At 59.9% G+C, this 17,416-nt stretch carries 16 protein-coding genes and 1 tRNA gene; 6 read left to right on the top strand and 11 right to left on the bottom strand.

Features of this window, described 5'->3' with window-relative positions; translation table 11 throughout:
* Window positions 1–172 precede the first annotated feature (172 nt).
* Entirely contained in the window at window positions 173–1,087 is a 915-nt protein-coding gene (locus ACI77D_RS14430; protein WP_407016840.1) for an ADP-ribosylglycohydrolase family protein, read from the top strand.
* Here the strand turns inward: ACI77D_RS14430 and ACI77D_RS14425 are convergent.
* The 5 genes from ACI77D_RS14425 to ACI77D_RS14405 are packed head-to-tail and all read right to left on the bottom strand — an operon-like array spanning window position 1,084 to window position 7,548.
* A complete protein-coding gene (locus tag ACI77D_RS14425; RefSeq protein WP_407016839.1) occupies window positions 1,084–2,370 on the bottom strand; it encodes an NAD(P)/FAD-dependent oxidoreductase in 1,287 nt (428 codons plus the stop codon). The two genes, ACI77D_RS14430 and ACI77D_RS14425, sit on opposite strands and share 4 nt — an antisense overlap.
* A gap of 3 nt (window positions 2,371–2,373) precedes the next feature.
* Window positions 2,374–3,945, bottom strand: a complete 1,572-nt coding sequence (locus ACI77D_RS14420; RefSeq protein ID WP_407016838.1) for an aldehyde dehydrogenase (NADP(+)) — start codon at window positions 3,943–3,945, stop codon at window positions 2,374–2,376.
* A 58-nt stretch (window positions 3,946–4,003) separates the two neighbouring features.
* Window positions 4,004–4,951: a dihydrodipicolinate synthase family protein gene (locus tag ACI77D_RS14415; protein WP_407016837.1), complete on the bottom strand. Its 948-nt coding sequence runs from the start codon at window positions 4,949–4,951 to the stop codon at window positions 4,004–4,006.
* A gap of 32 nt (window positions 4,952–4,983) precedes the next feature.
* Window positions 4,984–5,910 carry a 4-hydroxyproline epimerase gene (locus ACI77D_RS14410; RefSeq protein ID WP_407016836.1) on the bottom strand — a complete coding sequence of 309 codons (927 nt, stop codon included), beginning with the start codon at window positions 5,908–5,910 and terminating at the stop codon, window positions 4,984–4,986.
* A 12-nt stretch (window positions 5,911–5,922) separates the two neighbouring features.
* Window positions 5,923–7,548 (bottom strand): APC family permease, encoded by a 1,626-nt coding sequence (locus tag ACI77D_RS14405; protein WP_407016835.1) that lies wholly within the window; start codon window positions 7,546–7,548, stop codon window positions 5,923–5,925.
* 186 nt (window positions 7,549–7,734) lie between these two features.
* On the opposite strand from ACI77D_RS14405, the gene ACI77D_RS14400 reads away from it, so the two are divergent.
* Window positions 7,735–8,493: a helix-turn-helix domain-containing protein gene (locus tag ACI77D_RS14400; protein WP_407016834.1), complete on the top strand. Its 759-nt coding sequence runs from the start codon at window positions 7,735–7,737 to the stop codon at window positions 8,491–8,493.
* A gap of 86 nt (window positions 8,494–8,579) precedes the next feature.
* Window positions 8,580–10,646, top strand: coding sequence for a maltose alpha-D-glucosyltransferase (treS, locus tag ACI77D_RS14395; protein ID WP_064452565.1), 2,067 nt, complete (start codon window positions 8,580–8,582; stop codon window positions 10,644–10,646).
* A gap of 90 nt (window positions 10,647–10,736) precedes the next feature.
* On the opposite strand, the gene ACI77D_RS14390 is transcribed toward treS, so the two are convergent.
* Window positions 10,737–11,348 carry a cysteine hydrolase family protein gene (locus ACI77D_RS14390; protein ID WP_407016833.1) on the bottom strand — a complete coding sequence of 204 codons (612 nt, stop codon included), beginning with the start codon at window positions 11,346–11,348 and terminating at the stop codon, window positions 10,737–10,739.
* Window positions 11,349–11,519: 171 nt separating this feature from the next.
* Here ACI77D_RS14390 and ACI77D_RS14385 point away from each other — a divergent pair, with 171 nt between their 5' ends.
* On the top strand, window positions 11,520–12,377 hold the full coding sequence (locus tag ACI77D_RS14385; RefSeq protein WP_407016832.1) for an alpha/beta hydrolase family protein: 858 nt from the start codon (window positions 11,520–11,522) through the stop codon (window positions 12,375–12,377).
* Between the two features lie 588 nt (window positions 12,378–12,965).
* Here the strand turns inward: ACI77D_RS14385 and ACI77D_RS14380 are convergent.
* Window positions 12,966–13,151 (bottom strand): hypothetical protein, encoded by a 186-nt coding sequence (locus tag ACI77D_RS14380; RefSeq protein WP_221294857.1) that lies wholly within the window; start codon window positions 13,149–13,151, stop codon window positions 12,966–12,968.
* A gap of 230 nt (window positions 13,152–13,381) precedes the next feature.
* Window positions 13,382–14,314 (bottom strand): cation diffusion facilitator family transporter, encoded by a 933-nt coding sequence (locus ACI77D_RS14375; RefSeq protein ID WP_407016831.1) that lies wholly within the window; start codon window positions 14,312–14,314, stop codon window positions 13,382–13,384.
* Between the two features lie 607 nt (window positions 14,315–14,921).
* On the opposite strand from ACI77D_RS14375, the gene ACI77D_RS14370 reads away from it, so the two are divergent.
* Together ACI77D_RS14370 and ACI77D_RS14365 are read left to right on the top strand one after the other, a co-directional pair.
* Window positions 14,922–15,266 (top strand): hypothetical protein, encoded by a 345-nt coding sequence (locus tag ACI77D_RS14370; RefSeq protein ID WP_407016830.1) that lies wholly within the window; start codon window positions 14,922–14,924, stop codon window positions 15,264–15,266.
* A gap of 11 nt (window positions 15,267–15,277) precedes the next feature.
* Window positions 15,278–15,586 (top strand): hypothetical protein, encoded by a 309-nt coding sequence (locus ACI77D_RS14365; RefSeq protein WP_407016829.1) that lies wholly within the window; start codon window positions 15,278–15,280, stop codon window positions 15,584–15,586.
* A 39-nt stretch (window positions 15,587–15,625) separates the two neighbouring features.
* Here ACI77D_RS14365 and ACI77D_RS14360 read toward each other — a convergent pair whose 3' ends face one another.
* The 3 genes from ACI77D_RS14360 to ACI77D_RS14350 all read right to left on the bottom strand — a co-directional run bounded on the left by ACI77D_RS14360 (window position 15,626) and on the right by ACI77D_RS14350 (window position 17,337).
* A complete protein-coding gene (locus ACI77D_RS14360; RefSeq protein WP_407016828.1) occupies window positions 15,626–16,312 on the bottom strand; it encodes an SOS response-associated peptidase family protein in 687 nt (228 codons plus the stop codon).
* 120 nt (window positions 16,313–16,432) lie between these two features.
* A complete protein-coding gene (locus ACI77D_RS14355; protein WP_064452557.1) occupies window positions 16,433–16,909 on the bottom strand; it encodes a YkgB family protein in 477 nt (158 codons plus the stop codon).
* A 341-nt stretch (window positions 16,910–17,250) separates the two neighbouring features.
* Window positions 17,251–17,337, bottom strand: a tRNA-Leu gene (locus ACI77D_RS14350).
* Window positions 17,338–17,416 lie beyond the last annotated feature (79 nt).

Here is a 17,416-nt window from a genome sequence, read left to right as displayed (position 1 = left end):
GCGGAGCCTTTGTTCTGGCGGTATGTCTGCAACAGGCATGCATCTTTGGATAACGTTCCTACACGCCGCGCAGGACTTATCTGATTTTGGGGTGTCCAGTGCTCAACACCCTGAGGAAACGCTTGGTCGAGTGGTATAACCTTCCGCCTGGATCTGCTCAAAAGGACGACGGATGTCACTCACACTGATTGATCGCTACCGCGGTAGTTTGCTCGGTTTGGCCTGCGGTGACGCCGTCGGTACTACGGTTGAGTTCATGCCGCGCGGCACCTTCGCGCCCGTCACCGATATGGTGGGCGGCGGGCCGTTTAACCTCAAGCCCGGACAGTGGACGGACGACACCTCTATGGCGCTTTGCCTCGCCGAAAGCTTGCTGCGCAAGGGCGGCTTTGATGCGAAGGATCAGATGGGCCGGTACCTGAATTGGTGGAAGTGGGGGTATTTGAGTGCGACAGGAGACTGTTTTGATATCGGCATGACGGTGCGCGAGGCGTTGGCGGCTTATCAGTCACACGGCGACCCCTTTGCGGGTTCTACCCACCCGCATTCCGCCGGCAACGGTTCAATGATGCGCCTGGCTCCCGTGGTGTTGTTCTTCTTCCCCGACCCACAAAGCGTACGCACCTTTACGGTCGAAAGTTCACGTACGACTCATGCGGCGCAAGAGGCAATCGAGTGCTGCCTGGTACTGGCGCACGCGCTGTGCAATGCCTTGAGCGGTCGCGCAAAAGATGACGTATTGAGTGTCCCGGACAGCGGGTTGAGCGCGCCTAAAGTCATGGCCATCGCAGACGGCAAGTACCGCAACAAATCGCGTCACGAAATCGTGGGCTCCGGCTATTCGGTCGCCTCTCTGGAAGCCGCGTTCTGGTGTTTTCAGCACACCGAGAGCTTTGCTGATGCCGTGCTCGCCGCCGCGAATCTGGGGGATGATGCGGATACCACGGCGGCCATCGTCGGCCAGTTGGCGGGTGCTTACTATGGCGTTCAAGGTATCCCGGCAGGCTGGCTGGAAACGCTGTGGATGCGCGATGAAATTCAAGCGACGGCCGATGCTTTATTGGCCGCATCCCCAGCCGGTCACTAAAAAACTTCACGCAGCAGGTTTGCCTGGAAGCGATTCAACCGAAAGCACTCAAGCGCTGGCAGGCCCGATAGCGACGGCGTTGAGGCTGCCAGCTGCACCACGATTTCCGCGGTCACTGCGGCCTGCGTCAAGCCCAAATGCTGGTGCCCGAACGCAAGCAACACCTTGCCATTGCACACCCGATCAATGATCGGCAGCGAGTCAGGCAGCGACGGTCGAAACCCCATCCACGGTGTGGCGCCTTGCACGTTGAGGTCGTGGCGAAACAAGCCCTTGCTCAGCCGGTGCAACTGCCACGCGCGTTGCATATTTGCCGGGCGATCGAGCCCGGCGAATTCGACGGTGCCTGCCAGGCGTAAGCCTGTGGCCATGGGCGTCATGATGAACTTGCGTTCGAACGAGGTGACGGCAAAGGGCAGGCGGTGTTGTTCAAACGGCAGCATCAGGTGATAGCCGCGCTCGGTGTCCAGCGGGACTTTTTTGCCGGTCAGTGCCGCGGTGAGTTTGGCCGAGTGTGCGCCGCAGGCGATCAGTACCTGGCGCGCAGTGAGCGTGCCTTGTTCGGTCAGCAGCGACACACCCTCTGACGCCAGCCGCCCATCCAGGACGTGCTGCTTGATAAATTGCACACCGTTGGCCCGGGCGGCGTTCACCAGTTCGCACACCACCGTGTACGGGTCAACAAAGTGCCCGGTACCGGGGAAGAACAATCCGCCTTGTATCTCATCGCTCAACTGTGGCGCCGCGTTGCGCACCGCTGTACCCGACCAGTCATCCACCGGGACATTTTGTTGCTGCATGCGCTGGCGCAGCGCATCGATCGCGGCACGTGACGCTGCGCGCTCAAACACCAATAACGAGCCGTCTTCGCGCAACAGGTGTGCCCGGTCGATGCTGTGCAGCAAGCGTTGCCACGCGCCCAGGCTGGCCTCATTCAGTGCGCGAATGCCTGCGACCGTGCGCCGATAGTTCGCCGGACGCAGGTTCAGCAGCAGGCGCACAAACCAGGGCAGGGCGCGGGGCAGGTATTTCCAGTCCAGGCGCAATGGGCCCATAGGGTCCATCAGCATGGCGGGCAGGCGTTTGAGGATTGACACGTCGGCAATCGGAAAAACCTGCTCGGTCGCCAGGTGCCCGGCGTTGCCGTAGGAGGCGCCCATGCCGGGGTCCTGTGGGTCGATGACCACCACCCGCCGACCTTGACGCGCCAATTGCAGGGCGCAAGCGACGCCAATGATGCCGGCGCCGATGACCGCGATATCTGCTGAGTTGGAGTCAGGCATTGCCTAAGCCTCTCTCTGGCCATTGAGCAACCGCCGCAACAGCAGCGGGTTGCCGTGTTGCAGGGCGCTCGGCAGCAAACTGTCCGGGACATCCTGGTAGCACACCGGGCGCAGGAATCGCAGGATCGCCGCCGTGCCAACCGAAGTGCTGCGTGAATCGGACGTCGCGGGGAAGGGTCCGCCATGAACCATGGCGTCGCAGACTTCCACGCCCGTCGGCCAGCCGTTGACCAGCAGGCGACCGGCCTTGCGCTCCAGAACAGGGAGCAAAGCTTTGGCCCGTGCCAGGTCATCTTCATCCAGATGCAACGTGGCGGTCAGTTGGCCTTCCAGGTGCTCGGAAACCTGGTGTACTTCCTCATCGTTGGCGCACACCACCACCAGGGAGGTCGCGCCGAACACTTCCGCTTGCAGCTGTTCCTGGGTTAAAAACGCGTCGGCCCGGGTGATGAACACCTGTGCCTGGCCTTGGTTGGGACCTTCGGCCGCCAAGCCTTTTGCGGCGATCTGTGCGTGTTCTGCCAGTGCGCTCACGCCGGCGGAGTAGGCACTGAAAATGCCGGGCGTCAGCATGGTCTGCGCCGCACAGCCTGGGAGCCGTTCGCTCACGGTGGTCACGAAGCGCTCCAGTGCCGCGCCGGCGATTGCTATCACCAGACCAGGATTCGTACAGAACTGCCCGGCGCTTTGGGTCAACGACGCCACAAAACCCTCAGCCAGGCTTTGCGCGCGCGCCTCCAGGGCGGCAGGAAACAGGTACACCGGGTTGATCGAGCTCATTTCCGCATACACCGGAATCGGCTCCGGCCGGGCCTGTGCGGCCCGGGTCAGCGCGATACCGCCGCTGCGCGAACCGGTAAAGCCGACGGCCTTGATACGCGGGTCGGTGACCAACGCAATGCCCACTTCGCGGCCTGAACCGTACAGCAGCGAAAACACACCTTCCGGCAAACCACAGTCTTTGACCGCCTTGGCCACTGCGCGCCCGACCAGCTCACTGGTGCCGGGATGAGCCCCGTGGGCCTTGACGATCACCGGGCAACCGGCCGCGAATGCGGAGGCGGTATCACCGCCCGCTACCGAGAACGCCAGCGGGAAATTACTCGCGCCAAACACGGCCACGGGCCCCAGCGGTATATGCCGTTGACGAAGGTCCGCACGCGGCAGTGGCTGCCGTTCAGGCTGCGCCGTGTCCACGCGTACATCCAGCCATTCGCCGGCGCGCACCGTACGGGCAAAGGTTCGCAACTGCCCGCACGTACGGCCGCGTTCGCCTTGAATGCGTGGGCGTGGCAGGCCGGTTTCGGCCACGGCGCGTTCGATCAACGTATCGCCGAGGGCTTCAATATTGTCCGCAACGGCTTCAAGAAACGCGGCGCGATCCGCCAGTGAGGTTTCTCGGTAAGTGTCGAAAGCTGCCCACGCCAGCGCGCACGCCTGCTCAACGTGCTCGCCATGGCCGCCGGCGTAGGCAGGTTCCAATGGCGTGCCGGTCGCGGGGTTGATGGCCCGGATCGCTTCGCGATTGCCGGAAGTTGCGCGCTGACCGATCAGCATCTTGCCCGTCAAAGTCATGGGGTCGTCCTGGTAAAAAAGGGTTGGCCGCTATGGTCGCCACAGCGGCGCGAAGCGATCAGTCGATGTTCTGTTCAGCCGACCAGTTGCTGTACCACTGGCGGAACAGCGCGTACTGGTTCTTGGCGTAGTGCCGCTGGGCATCGCTGAGCGTGTCGGTTTGGTTGAAGTGCAGGGCGTAGCCCTGGTCACCGTTGAGCACCATCAAGTGCTTGTAATACAGCACCAGATCGCAGCCTTCATCGAAGGACGACAGCACGGCCAGCGCGGCTTCCAGTTCACGGGCCAGGCGTCGGGCCTTGGCGTCGCCTTTGGCAGCCTGCTTGCTCAGGGCAACCAGTTGCAGCACTTCCCGTGGCAAGGCGTTGCCGATGCCAGTGATAGCGCCGGTGGCGTTGCAGTTGACGAAACCGTGCACCACTTGGGTGTCGACGCCGACCATCAGGGTCACGTTATCGTCCTGGGAGGTGATGTTTTCCGCCGCGTAGCGCAGGTCGGCAGCGCCGCCGAATTCCTTGAAGCCGATCAGGTTCGGGTGTTCGCGGCGCAGTTCGAAGAACAGCTCGGCGCGGGTAGCGAAGCCGTAGTACGGGCTGTTGTAGATCACCGCCGGCAGGTTGGGCGCGGCCTTGAGGATGGCCGAGAAGTGCGCTTTTTGCGCCGTTGCAGACGCACCACGGGACAGCACACGCGGGATCACCATCAAGCCATGGGCACCGACGTTGGCCGCATGGGCTGCGTGTGCCACCGCCTCACGGCTGTTCACCGCGCCGGTGCCGACGATGGTCGGCACACCGGCGGCGACCAGGCGGGCCACACCTTCCTGGCGCTCGGCCTCGGTCAGTAGCGGCCAATCACCCATGGAACCGCAATACACCACGGCGCTCATGCCGATATCAACCAGCTCGCGGCCCTTGGCAACCAGAGCGTCGAAGTCCGGCTTGCGCTCGGTGGTGCACGGGGTCATCAGCGCGGGGATGCAACCGGTGAAGATGTTGTCGCTCATTGTTCTAACTCCTTGGACTATAGATCGGGGGCTCAGATGCCCCAGGCGAAAGGGTCTTGCTCGTCGATCAGCAGGGTGCTGTCGGCGGTCATGTACGCGCGGCCGGTGATGAAAGGACGAATGCGCTCGCCATCCCATTCATAACGGGCTTCGAATTGGCTGCCGGTGATGCTGGCTTGTACCCACGGCGCGCCGGGGGCGAGTTTTCCATCGGCGGCCAGGCACGCGAGTTTGGCGCTGGTGCCGGTGCCGCATGGCGAGCGGTCGTAGGCCTTGCCGGGGCACATTACAAAGTTGCGGCTGTCGGCATGGGCGTCGTCGGCGAACAGCTCGATATGGTCGATCAGCGCGCCCTCTGCCCCGTGAATGCCTTGAGTCTCCAGGGCCTTGAGCATCGCCCAGGTGTAGTCGGTGAGGGCGTCGACATTGTCCATTTGCAGCGTTTGGCCATGCTCCGACACCAGGAAAAACCAGTTGCCGCCCCAGGCGATATCGCCATAGATCGTCCCATGGCCAGGCACGTCTACCGGCACCTGCTGGCGATAGCGGTAGGCGGGCACATTGCGCAGGGTCACGGCGCCGTCTTCGTGTAAGGTGGCTGCAACGGGGCCGACCGGCGTGTCGATGGTGTGCACCCCAGGCTCGATGCGCCCCAGGTGGTGCAAGGAGGCGACCAGGCCGAGGGTGCCGTGGCCGCACATGCCGAGGTAGCCGGCGTTATTGAAAAAGATCACCCCGCACGTAGCCCCCGGCGTGACCGGCTCGCAGTACAGCGCGCCGACCAGTACGTCATTGCCGCGCGGTTCCAGCAGGCAGGCGCGCCGCCATTGATCGTGCTCGGTGCGCAGGTTGTCGAGCTTGGCGGCGATGGTGCTGCCCGTGAGCTCAGGAAAACCGGTCATGACCAAGCGCGTGGGTTCGCCGCCGGTGTGGGAGTCGATAACGTGCAGCCGTTTCATAAGACGCTCCATTCAGTGAGTGGCCGGGGACAAGGAGGCGTTGTGGTGAGGCTCGCTGACGCTTTCGCTTTCGTCGTCTTCATGTTCCAGGCGCACGAGGTGCGCAGGCACGCCGGTGGCGGCGCCCCAGTAATAAATACCCAAGGCGCAGGCCGCGACCACCAGCGTGTCAAACGGGTGGCTGATCACCCCTATACCGCCGAAACTGCCGAGCTTGGACAGCAGGAGGGTCACCGCGTAGAAGCCGATCAGCCAAGCCGACGAGCGCACTTGTTGCTTGAGGTTCAGGTGCGCAGTCGGCACCCAGCGCGCGCACAGCAGGTACACCCCAAACATGAGGATTTGCAGGCCAAGCAGCCATGACACAGTGCTCCAGCCCGACCAGTAGACGATCAGTGCCGCGATGATGAACGACAGCGGACCCAGCACCGCCATGCCCTTGACCCGGAACGGCCGCGCCATGCCCGGTGCATTGCGGCGCAACGCAGCCACGGTGACGGGGGCGACGGCGTAACTGAGGATCAGCGCTGCGGACACCACATTAATCAGTGCTTCCCAGGACGGGAACGGCAGGGTCCAGAACACCGATAGGCCAAAGGTCAGCCACAACGCCGGGCGCGGGATGCCGGATTTTTCATCGATACGCGTGAAGAGCTTGAAGAACGTACCGGTCTGCGCCCAGCCGTACACCACACGCGGGGTGGCGTTCATGTAGATATTGCCGCAGCCGCTGGGGGAGATCACCGCATCGGCCACCACCAGATAGGCCAGCCAACCCACGCCCAAGGCCAGGGCGATATCGCGATACGGCAGCGCGAGTTCCTTGCTGATGCCAGCCCAGCCGTCGGCGAGCATCTCGGTGGGCACGCCCCCAAGGAACGCGGTTTGCAGCAGCACATAAATGGCCGTCGACAGCAGCACCGACAGAATCAGCGCGATCGGAATGGTGCGTTGCGGGTTCTTCACTTCACTGGCCACCGAGATGATCGGCGTCAGGCCCAGGTAAGCAAAAATCACCCCACCGGCCGACACCGCCATTTCAATGCCCGACAAGCCGAACGGCGCAAAACCCTGTACCTGAAAGTTCGCCGGTTTGAAGAAGGTGAACAGCACGCCGATCACCAGCAGCGGCACGATGAACTTGAACACGCTCACCAGGTTATTGGCGATGGCGAAGGTCTTCACGCTGCGGTAGTTGAGGATAAAGAACAGGCACAGCAGGGCGAACTGCAGCAGCCAGCCCAGGGTGGTCGGGTCGCTGGAGCCGATCTTGGTCAGCTCGGGAAACCAGGCCGCGGCGTATTGGCGCGAGGCGACCACTTCAATCGCCACCAGGCTTGAGAACGCGATCAGCGTGATAAAACCCATCAGGTAGCCCAGCAGCGGGCCATGGGAGTACACCGGGTAACGCACTACGCCACCGGCACGGGGCAGGGCGGCGCCGAGTTCGCAATACACGATGCCCAGCAGCAGCACGGCGAAACCGCCGATCAACCAGGAAATAATCCCGGCAGGCCCGGCGATCGCGGACACGTGGCTGGCCGCGAACAACCAGCCCGAACCAAAGATGGCGCCCAGCCCGATAAAGGTGAGGTCCATCAGTGAAAGTTGTTTCTTGAACTTGCCTTGAGCAGACATGGCGGCGCCTTCTTGTGAGTTATTGGATAGGCATGCAGTGGCGCTATCGTGAACCCATGAATGTGGCGGCGATTGATGTTTTGCACGGTGATGGATGACGAATTCAGCACAATTTACCGTGCTCGACAGTGCCTCGCAGATGGCGCAATCTGCCTGGCGTCGACGAATAAATGAGCAATCAAAGCCATGGTGCAGAGCGCGTTTGCGGCCCTTTTCCAGGGGGATCGCCCCCACAGCATCGAACAGCTATTGGCCGGAGCGGTGCAGCTATTGCCCCTGCTGGACGTGATCCCCAATGCCGCGATTTTCATCAAGGACATCGACGCCCGCTACCTGCTCGCCAACCGTACCCTGGTGCAACGCTGTGGCCTCAAACAGCTGCAACCGTTGCTCGGCAAGACCAGCGCCGAGGTGTTCCCCGCACAGCTGGGGCCGGGTTACACCGAGCAGGACCGGCGCGTGCTGGAGCAGGGGTTCGTGCTTGAAGATCAGCTTGAACTGCATCTCTACGGCAGCCGTGAACCGGGCTGGTGCCTGACCCATAAATGGCCGCTGTATAACCATGTCGGGCAGATCATCGGCTTGGCCGGTATCTCGGTTGACCTCCAGTCCGCCAGTGAAACGCACCCGGCGTACCAGCGTCTGGCCGCTGTGGATGAGCACATCCGCCAGCATTTCAACCGGCGCGTCACCCTTGGCGAACTGACGCGAATCGCCGGGATTTCCGTGGCGCAGCTGGAACGCTATTGCAAACGCGTGTTCCACCTGACGCCACGGCAGATGATCCAAAAAGTGCGCCTGGAGCATGCGCATCGGTTACTGCACACCGACCTGCCCATCACCGAAGTGGCGTTGCAGTGCGGGTACACCGACCACAGTGCATTCACCCGCCAGTTCAAGGCGTTGACCGGGTTTACGCCACGGCAATATCGCCAGCTGGAGTAGTTGCGCGCATTGCGATGCAACGAATCGCCCCCGTCGCCCCTCCTATGCTTACGAGTAACCTTTTCACGAACACAGGTATTGGGCTTATGACGGCGGCTGACAACGATCATGTGAACTGGCTGGTGCAACAATCGATGCTCAACGCGGCGCGCCAACGAGCCAAGCTCTATTCGGGCCAGGGGCGGTTGTGGCAGCAGCCGTATGCGCATACCCGGCCCCGTGATGCCACCGCCTTGTCGTCGGTGTGGTTTACCGCGTACCCGGCGTCGATTGTGACCCGTGAGCATGGCACGGTGCTTGAGGCGCTCGGGGATGAAAGCCTGTGGCATGCGTTGTCGAAGATCGGCATCCAGGGCATTCACAATGGCCCGCTGAAAAAATCCGGCGGGCTTTCCGGCACACGGCATACCCCGACCATCGACGGTAATTTCGACCGCATCAGTTTTGACATCGACCCGCAACTGGGCACCGAGGCACAGTTGCAGGCGCTGACGCGCATGGCCGCCGCGCACAATGCGGTGATCATTGACGACGTGATTCCTTCCCATACCGGCAAGGGCGCCGATTTTCGCCTGGCCGAGATGGCGTATGAGGACTATCCCGGCCTGTACCACATGGTAGAAATCCGCGAAGAGGACTGGCCGCTGCTACCCGAAGTAGCCGAGGGCCGTGATGCGCAGAACCTCAGCCCGCTGCAGGTGGATGCGCTGCGCGACAAGCATTACATCGTTGGCCAGTTGCAGCGGGTGATCTTCTTCGAGCCCGGCGTAAAGGAAACCGACTGGAGCGCAACACCAGTGGTTATGGGCGTGGATGGCAAGCCGCGCCGCTGGGTTTACCTGCATTACTTCAAGGAAGGCCAACCGTCGCTGAACTGGCTGGACCCGTCGTTTGCGGCGCAGCAGATGATCATCGGCGACGCCCTGCATGCGATTGATGTGATGGGCGCCAAGATCCTGCGCCTCGACGCCAACGGTTTCCTCGGCGTGGAGCGCAAGTTGGATGGCACCGCCTGGTCGGAGAGCCATCCGCTGTCTATCACCGGCAACCAGCTATTGGGCGGGGCGATCCGGAAGGCGGGCGGGTTCAGCTTTCAAGAGCTGAACCTCACCGTGGACGATATTGCGGCCATGTCCCATGGCGGCGCCGATCTTTCCTATGACTTCATCACCCGGCCGGCTTATCAGCATGCTTTGCTGATGGGCGACACCGAGTTCCTGCGCCTGATGTTGCGTGAGATGCACAGCCAGGGGATCGACCCCGGTTCGCTCATCCATGCCTTGCAGAATCATGATGAGTTGACCCTGGAACTGGTGCACTTCTGGACCTTGCACGCCCACGACAGCTACCTCTATCAAGGCCAGACCTTCCCCGGCAACATCCTGCGCGAGCATATTCGCGAGCAAATGTATGAGCGCCTCGCCGGCGACCATGCGCCGTATAACCTCAAGTTCGTGACCAACGGTGTGTCTTGCACCACCGCGAGCATTATCACCGCCGCCCTTGGCATTCGTGACCTGGAGGCGATTACACCGGCCGATGTCCAGCAGATCCGGCAGATCCATTTGTTGTTGGTGCTGTACAACGCCATGCAGCCCGGGGTGTTCGCCTTGTCCGGCTGGGATTTGGTGGGGGCGTTGCCGTTGGCGGCCGATGAGGTTGCGCACTTGATGGGCGATGGGGACACCCGCTGGATCCATCGAGGTGCCTATGACCTGGTGGACTTGAACCCGGATGCCGAGCTGTCCGCAGGGCAAATGCCGCGCTCTAAAACCTTGTATGGCAGCCTCAACAGCCAATTGCAGGACCCGGAGTCATTTGCCTCACAGTTGCAGAAGATCCTCGCGGTGCGCAATGCCTACGGTATCGCCGCCAGCCGCCAGATTCTGGTGCCGGATGTCGAGCATCCTGGGTTGCTGATCATGGTTCACGAGCTGCCGGCAGGGAAGGGCACGCAAATCACTGCGCTTAACTTCGGCGCCACACCGATCACTGAAACCCTGCATTTGCCCGACATCGCGCCGGGGCCCGTGGTGGACATCATCAATGAGCGGGTTGAAGGCGATCTCACCGCCGAGGGGGATTTCACCATCACGCTGGATGCCTACGAAGGCCTGGCGCTGCGGGTGGTCAGCCATTCACCGATGCTTTAGGGGCCGAAGGCGCTTATTGACTCGTCGATGAACGCCCCAACGCCCGATGCGCTGCATCGGGCGTTGGGGCGCAACAGGTGTAAACCTATTTCAGGACTGCGCAGCGTTCAACGCTTGCAGAAACTGGGTGTGTTTTAGCGTCTGCGAAAACATCGGTAGAGTGAAGTTCTCGGCGGCGTGTTGTTGCTCCTGACTGAAGGTCGCGGTGCAGTCGGTCAACGTGACAACGTCGTAACCCTTTTCATAACCTGATCGAACCGTGCCTTCGACACAGCAGTTAGTCAGAAAGCCCGCGACAACCAGGTTCTGGATGCTATTGTTACGCAATACCAGGTCCAGGCCGGTGGTGGCAAAAGCGTCCAGCCCGCGTTTGCCCTCTACCACGATATCGGCAGGTTCACGCTTCAGCGCGTCGCTGATCTCGGCGCCCCAGCTGCCCGCGCGAAAGGCGCTGCCGTCTGCCACGCCTTTGAGAATCCCGTAGGAGCGGTTCGTCAGCTCGGGGTAGCCCTCGGCAAATTGGATCGGCATGTGAATGATCTTCACGCCCAGCTTGCGTGCCTGTTGGAGGGTGGTCGCGGTGTTCGCCAGCATGTCGGTTTGGTGCATGACGTCTTTGACGGCGTCGTGAAAGACTCCGCCTGGGGTGGTGAAATCGTTCTGGAACTCAATTAAAACCAGCGCGGTCTTGGTCGGGTTCATCGTGATTCTCCGATAGGTGGGTGTTTGCACGGCTGTGCGATGGCACAACAGTTATAGGCTTTTAATCCTGGAGAAGGGGCGTTTACGAACAGCTTCCGTCACGAGATCGCAATTGGGTGATGGCAAAGTGGCGGCAACGCTACTCGGCTGTACCCTTTCCAGGATTGAATCATGCTTCGATACATGGGTGTTTTGTTGGGACTGTGTGTGCTGTTGCCCCGTTTGACGCTGGCTGAGCCCGCAGGTTTTGCAACACAGGACATTACCTTCACCAGTGCGGGTATTTCACTGGCCGGCACAGCCTTCTTGCCCGAGCATCCTAAGGCTGGCGTCGTGCTGGTGCACGGTTCTGGCCAGGAAAAACGCATGACAAACTTCGCGACGCTGTTGGCCGGGCGGGGGATCGCAGTGTTGACCTATGACAAGCGCGGTGTCGGGCAATCTGGTGGCATTTATGCAGGCCCGGAGGTCGGCACCAACAACCTTGATGCGTCCAACCTGACGGTGTTGGCGGGTGATGCGAACGCCGCCGTTGCGGCCTTATCCAACACGCTGGCGGCCAGTCGGTTACCGATTGGGCTGGTCGGCTTCAGCCAGGCTGGCTGGATCATTCCCATCGCAGCAGAACACAACCCCGGCGTGCGTTTCATGGTGTTGTTCAGCGGGCCCCTGCTCACGACACGTGAGCAACTGCGGTTTCAGTTCCTGACGCAGGGCAAGGCGGACTTCTGGAATAACCACAGCGAAACCGACGTACGCAAACATATCGCTGAAGACCCTGACCGCTACCCGTTTGCCGACACCGACCCCCGCGACTCGCTTGCCAGGGTTTCGATTCCGGGGCTCTGGTTATTGGGGGGCAGGGACCTGCAAACCCCGGCGTTCCTGGCGATGGAACGGCTGGACGCAATGAGCGCCAAGGGCCAGGTATTTGCATACCGGCTCTATCCCGAGCTGGGGCACAACGTCACGCCCGGTGGCGTCGGTCAATCGGTTGAGGACGCGCTTCAATGGATCATCTTGCGCTAGTGCATCTGGACCGTATGTTGAACGTCACGCGACGTCGGTCTTCATCAGACCCATGCAGCGCGCTTTGTTTGACAGGCGTGGCCCGGTAGCGGTTTGCCGAGCCAACTCAAGCAGAATTCATCGACTTCCACCCATGATTTGCCAGGCGATTGTTGGCATCGAATGAGCCCTGAGCAGACGCCGTTTTGATCAATTCTGACAAAGGAGCGGAATTTCGGGCTAGTGAAGAAAAGTAACCTAAGGCACAGCATGATGTTCCCCTGATTGAGTGCAATTTAGGTATAGCTTTATTTCAGGTTAAGGCCAGTAAGCTCAGGGTTTTATGCTGGGTATTTCGCTTCGGTTGTCTTACGTTCGCGGGTTCTGCCGGGCGCCGCTTGGATGGCGTTAGCCAGCTAGCATACGGGACGAAGACGGTCATTCACGGTCCTGAAAATGACAGGCTTTCTCAGCGTGAGCAGGCGAGAGCTGGTTTCAGTGCACCGGCTGCGGCGCTGCGTGGCGATACGTTCTCTATTGCGGCAGGCCCTGATGCAAATTCTTCAAAGGCACAGGGGGATTAGTCCCCGCGCCCATTTCTGCTGACAGTCAGGCCGTCGTGTTGACGAGCGTACCTATTGATCCCGAGGTTGCTTTGGGTTGTTCGACTTCACCTGGGGTGCTGCCGTCATGATCGCCGTCGCTGTCTGCTTGCACGGCGGGGCGAACTTGGGGCTTGATGGCTGCCGGTTGAGGTTGTGTGATGTGGGTTGAACCCGTGATGGCCGATGTCATGTTGATCCCCTTAAGAAGTTGCAGTGTGAGTGAATACTATCGGCGGGTTTTTTTAATGTTTAGGTCTTTTGGTCGACGAGCGCATGAATAAAAATAATTGAGATCGTTTCCCAGACTTAAGTTTGATTTGGCAACTTAGCGCTTATTAATGATGTGTGAAAACGTTGTGATAAATGTGTGAAGGCTTACGCGCCGCTACTGTCGATTTATGCGGCAATCGCGTTGCCCGGTTAATGATCAAGATCTGGACGGCGCCAGGGGTCCACGTGCGTCATCAGGTTCAAAACACGCGGTATGCGCATCACATTTTCCCTGGCGCGCACTGCAATCGCATGGCCTTCTTCAACGCTAATCGAGGCGTCCACTTCGATATGGGCGTCGACAATGATCATGTCACCCATTTTTCGAGTGCGTAGATCATGGACACCTTTAATGCCTGGTGTGTTGTGGAGCGTCTCGCGAATAGTTGCGACTTCCTGCTCATCGGCAGACCGGTCCATCAGGTCGTGCAATGAGTCCCAGGTAAAGTGCCCACCCATCTTGGCGATCATGCCTCCGACAACAAGCGCAGCAATGGGATCAAGAATCGGGTAACCCGCCAGGTTACCCACGATGCCTACGCCGACAACCAAGGAGGACGCAGCGTCGGACCTGGCATGCCAGGCATTGGCAACCAGCAAACTGGATTTCACTTTTTTGGCGACCCTCAGCATGAAGCGAAACAACAGCTCCTTGGCCATCAGGGCAGCGATAGCCACCCATAGGGCCGCAATGTGCACCGTAGGAATCGACTCAGGGGTTTGCAGCTTGAACACTGCGGATACGATCATGCCGATGCCCACGATCAACAATAATAGGCCCAACACCATGGACGCGGCGTTCTCGAAACGCAGGTGCCCATACGGGTGGCCGTCGTCGGCATCCTCTTTGCCTTTATGGCTGGCGAACAGCACCACAAAATCAGCGATCAAGTCGGAGAGTGAATGAATCCCATCAGCTACAAGCCCCTGGGATTTTGACAGTACGCCTACTGCAATCTGGGTGAGCGAGAGCACGGTATTGACGATGACGCTGACCCAGGTGCACCGGGAGGCGGCCGCTGCACGCTCGAGCTGACTATAAACTTCGTCTTCAGGTTCGTCAGAGAACTGTTCATGGATCATGTGTTGTTTCTCTAGTTGAAATGGAGACTCGTCTCGCCGTGCGAAAACACCGCTTGCACGGTAGTAGTTAGACTTTATTGGGGGGGGCGAGGGTAAGGTTTATAGCGCTATTAAAGCAAGCCGCTGGAAGCGTTAAATAGAGCTATCTAAGCTCGATATAGTACGGCTGCGGTTACAGATGTTAATGCTAATGTTTCGCGTAATTAAGACGCCGGCCCAGCTGCAGGTCGAAAACTGCCCAACTGTTGTAGAGCGCGCATGAGCGAGCGCCGCTTTATGGGACTTTATAATGTAGGTGCGGTGAGTTTTATATCGAACTTGAATCGTGTGCTGCCCGCCATAACCGATCCCGGTGATTGCTCGCCGGTGGCACGCCGATAACGGTGCTTGCCGCGACAGCGGCTGCCGTTGACGTGCGGATTTACAGTTCAATAACAGTTCAATAAGTGCAGAGCTGAACCGTTTCGCTCAGAATCGGCTACCCGCCCGGCCATGACGCACGAACGATCACCCGGCGTCAGGCCGTCGGGCGGGCAGTGTTTGCTTGTTCGGGTGCAGCGAAGGCTGAGCTCGGGCTACTCAGTCAGTTCGCTCAAAGGGTCAGGTGTTGAAAGTGTTTAAGGGATACAGCACGGCGTTGTTGACGTTGCTCATGTCGACCACGGTTGCCGCCGATGAATTGCCGGAGGGCCCGTTACTCCAGCGATTTGGTGCGGCCATCAATGAGCTGCCTAAACCGGCAGCGCCTCCCGAGGCGAAGCCTGTATCCCGTGAATTACCTAGCGAGGGGCTGGAGGCGCTCAACCACCCTGGTACGCCCGTCAGGCGCGAGTTCGAAAAAACCGGAAACCCCACTATCGACAACATGCGGGCTCGCGATCAGGATGCGTGCCGCAGGGTTCGAGGCGCGGCCATTTGGCTGGGCAACGCGCAGGCTCTTGGGTGTGAATAGGAGGCTTAACGATGGAGCAGCAATTTACTGAAAGTGAGTCTATTTATCTGTCGGATAAGTTGGCGTCCTATGTCGACGAGTTGGTTGAGCAGACGATGGACTTGATTGCCGGTGTAGAGGCGAGCGCAAACAGTGAATTTGCTTCCCAAGGACTGGTTTTTGTTGAGCATTCGCCCGCCAATGCGGACTTTCTGACGGTTGCCCTGATGGAAGCGTTATTCCATAAACTGCATCAGGGAGACCCGGCGGCGGCGGAATTGATGTTGACCATGATGGCCAAACAGACGGGCATTGGCTTGCACGTAGACGCCTGCGGTTAATGGTCTAAGACCGATCAGACCTGCCAGGCGTCCTTCACGCTATCGCCGGCTGATTGGCCGGATCAGTTCCGGCCCTTGTTTGCGCACGTTGCCCACGGCTGGGTCAACCTTGAACCATTCGAAGGCCTCTGAGGGTTCGCCCTGGTGCAGCACCATCTGCTCGGCGCGCGCCTTTGGCGTGGCCGGGTCCAGCCATTCGCGCGCGAGTTCCGGCGTCAGCACCACCGGCCGGCGGTCGTGAATGTCGACCATACCGCCAGCACTGTCGGCGGTGATAATCACGAAGCCGTCATGTTCGCTCGGACCTTCATCGGCATCCGGCAGTTGGCCAATGGACGCACACAGGACCGGGCAGCCATCCCGTCTACGGATCAGGTAAGGCTGTTTCTTCGGCCCACCTTCATCTACCCACTCAAACCAATTGTCGATAGGCGTAATTGCCCGGTGTGGCCAGATCGCCCGGAAGAACGGGCTGAGTGCGACCTTCTCGACGCGCGCATTGATTGGCGTGGCGCGGTCCTTGGCCCAATGCGGCCTCCATCCCCATCGCACCGGATCGGCCAGCAGCAACTCGCCCTGGACGTGCAGCAGGGCTACCTGGGTTGTCGGCGCCACGTTGTAGTGCTCGATCGGCTGGTCACCCACGCTGCTCGCTAAAGCATTGGGCATGCCAAGCGCGGCAACGAAGTCGTGAATGCCCCGGTACTGTGAAAGTCTTCCGCACATGGCCCAGCCCTCAGTCGCTTTGAGCTTAGACAATCGTGGTCGGACGGGGCCTCATTTCATTTACGACTGCCGCTATTTCTTAGCGTGGTACTTACTCACGATGGCCAGTGTGGCATCAGGCTATTTGGCGCATGTGGTCAGTTGTTGCGCCGCGTTCTTGAGCAGCACCAACGAACCGGCCATCAACACCAGGTCCTTGATCAGAAAAGAGCTGGCGCCGCCCATGGCCGGGAAGCCACCCGCCGAAGCCTCCCAGCCGCCCGGAGTAGTCAGGAGCAGACTGGCGGTTGTCAGATAGGTCACAGAGGAGGCGGCGGCGGCAATCAGCGCGATCCTTGGCGACCATGCACCGATGGCCAGGCCAAGGCCGATAGTCCATTCAGCGGTGCCTAGCGCATAACTTGCGCCCTGAGTGCCAAATACACCGTACATCCAGGAAAGAAGGGGGCTGTGACTGATCAGCGGAATCAATGCCTGGGCTTCGTAATCAAACCATTTTGTGTAGCCAAACATAAGGAATATCAAGACCAGCACCCAGCGCATGAACTCGACTTCAAACGGCTGGCGGAGAAAACGGGAATACATTGATGAAGGCATGGGATTTCCTTTAGGTCAGTGAGCGTTGTAGACCTAGAGTTCGCTAAAAGCGCTGCGTTACAGATTTTGTAAGCGTTTTGAAAAGAAATTATGAAAGGGGGATTTTCGGCCGGCCAGCATGCCCACCAAACCTTAATGGGCATGCGCCGCGAAGTGATTGGCCAGAGCTGGACCAGTAAGCTGGACCGTGGCCCGTCATTTGAGATATTCCAGCACCATGAGGATTTGGTGTTCGTTCGGCAGGACGCCGTGAAGAAACCGCTGCGAAGCGGGCTGTGGAATTTCGGAGCGGAAAAGATAAGGGCCTGCATGAAGTTCATCATGCAAGCCCTTGATATCTATGGTGCCCGAACCCGGAATCGAACCGGGACGCCCTTACGAGCGGGGGATTTTAAGTCCCATGCGTCTACCAGTTTCGCCATTCGGGCGGCAGCGCGGTGCAGCAGGGTTGGGAATATATAGACCCAAGCGTTTGGATGCAAGGTTGAAAGCTCGTTTCTTGCACTC

Source organism: Pseudomonas sp. O39 (assembly GCF_045447295.1).
GTDB classification, from domain to species: domain Bacteria; phylum Pseudomonadota; class Gammaproteobacteria; order Pseudomonadales; family Pseudomonadaceae; genus Aquipseudomonas; species Aquipseudomonas antarctica_A.
Note: the sequence above shows the minus strand (reverse complement) of the source record. Positions and strands in the feature narration are given on the sequence as shown.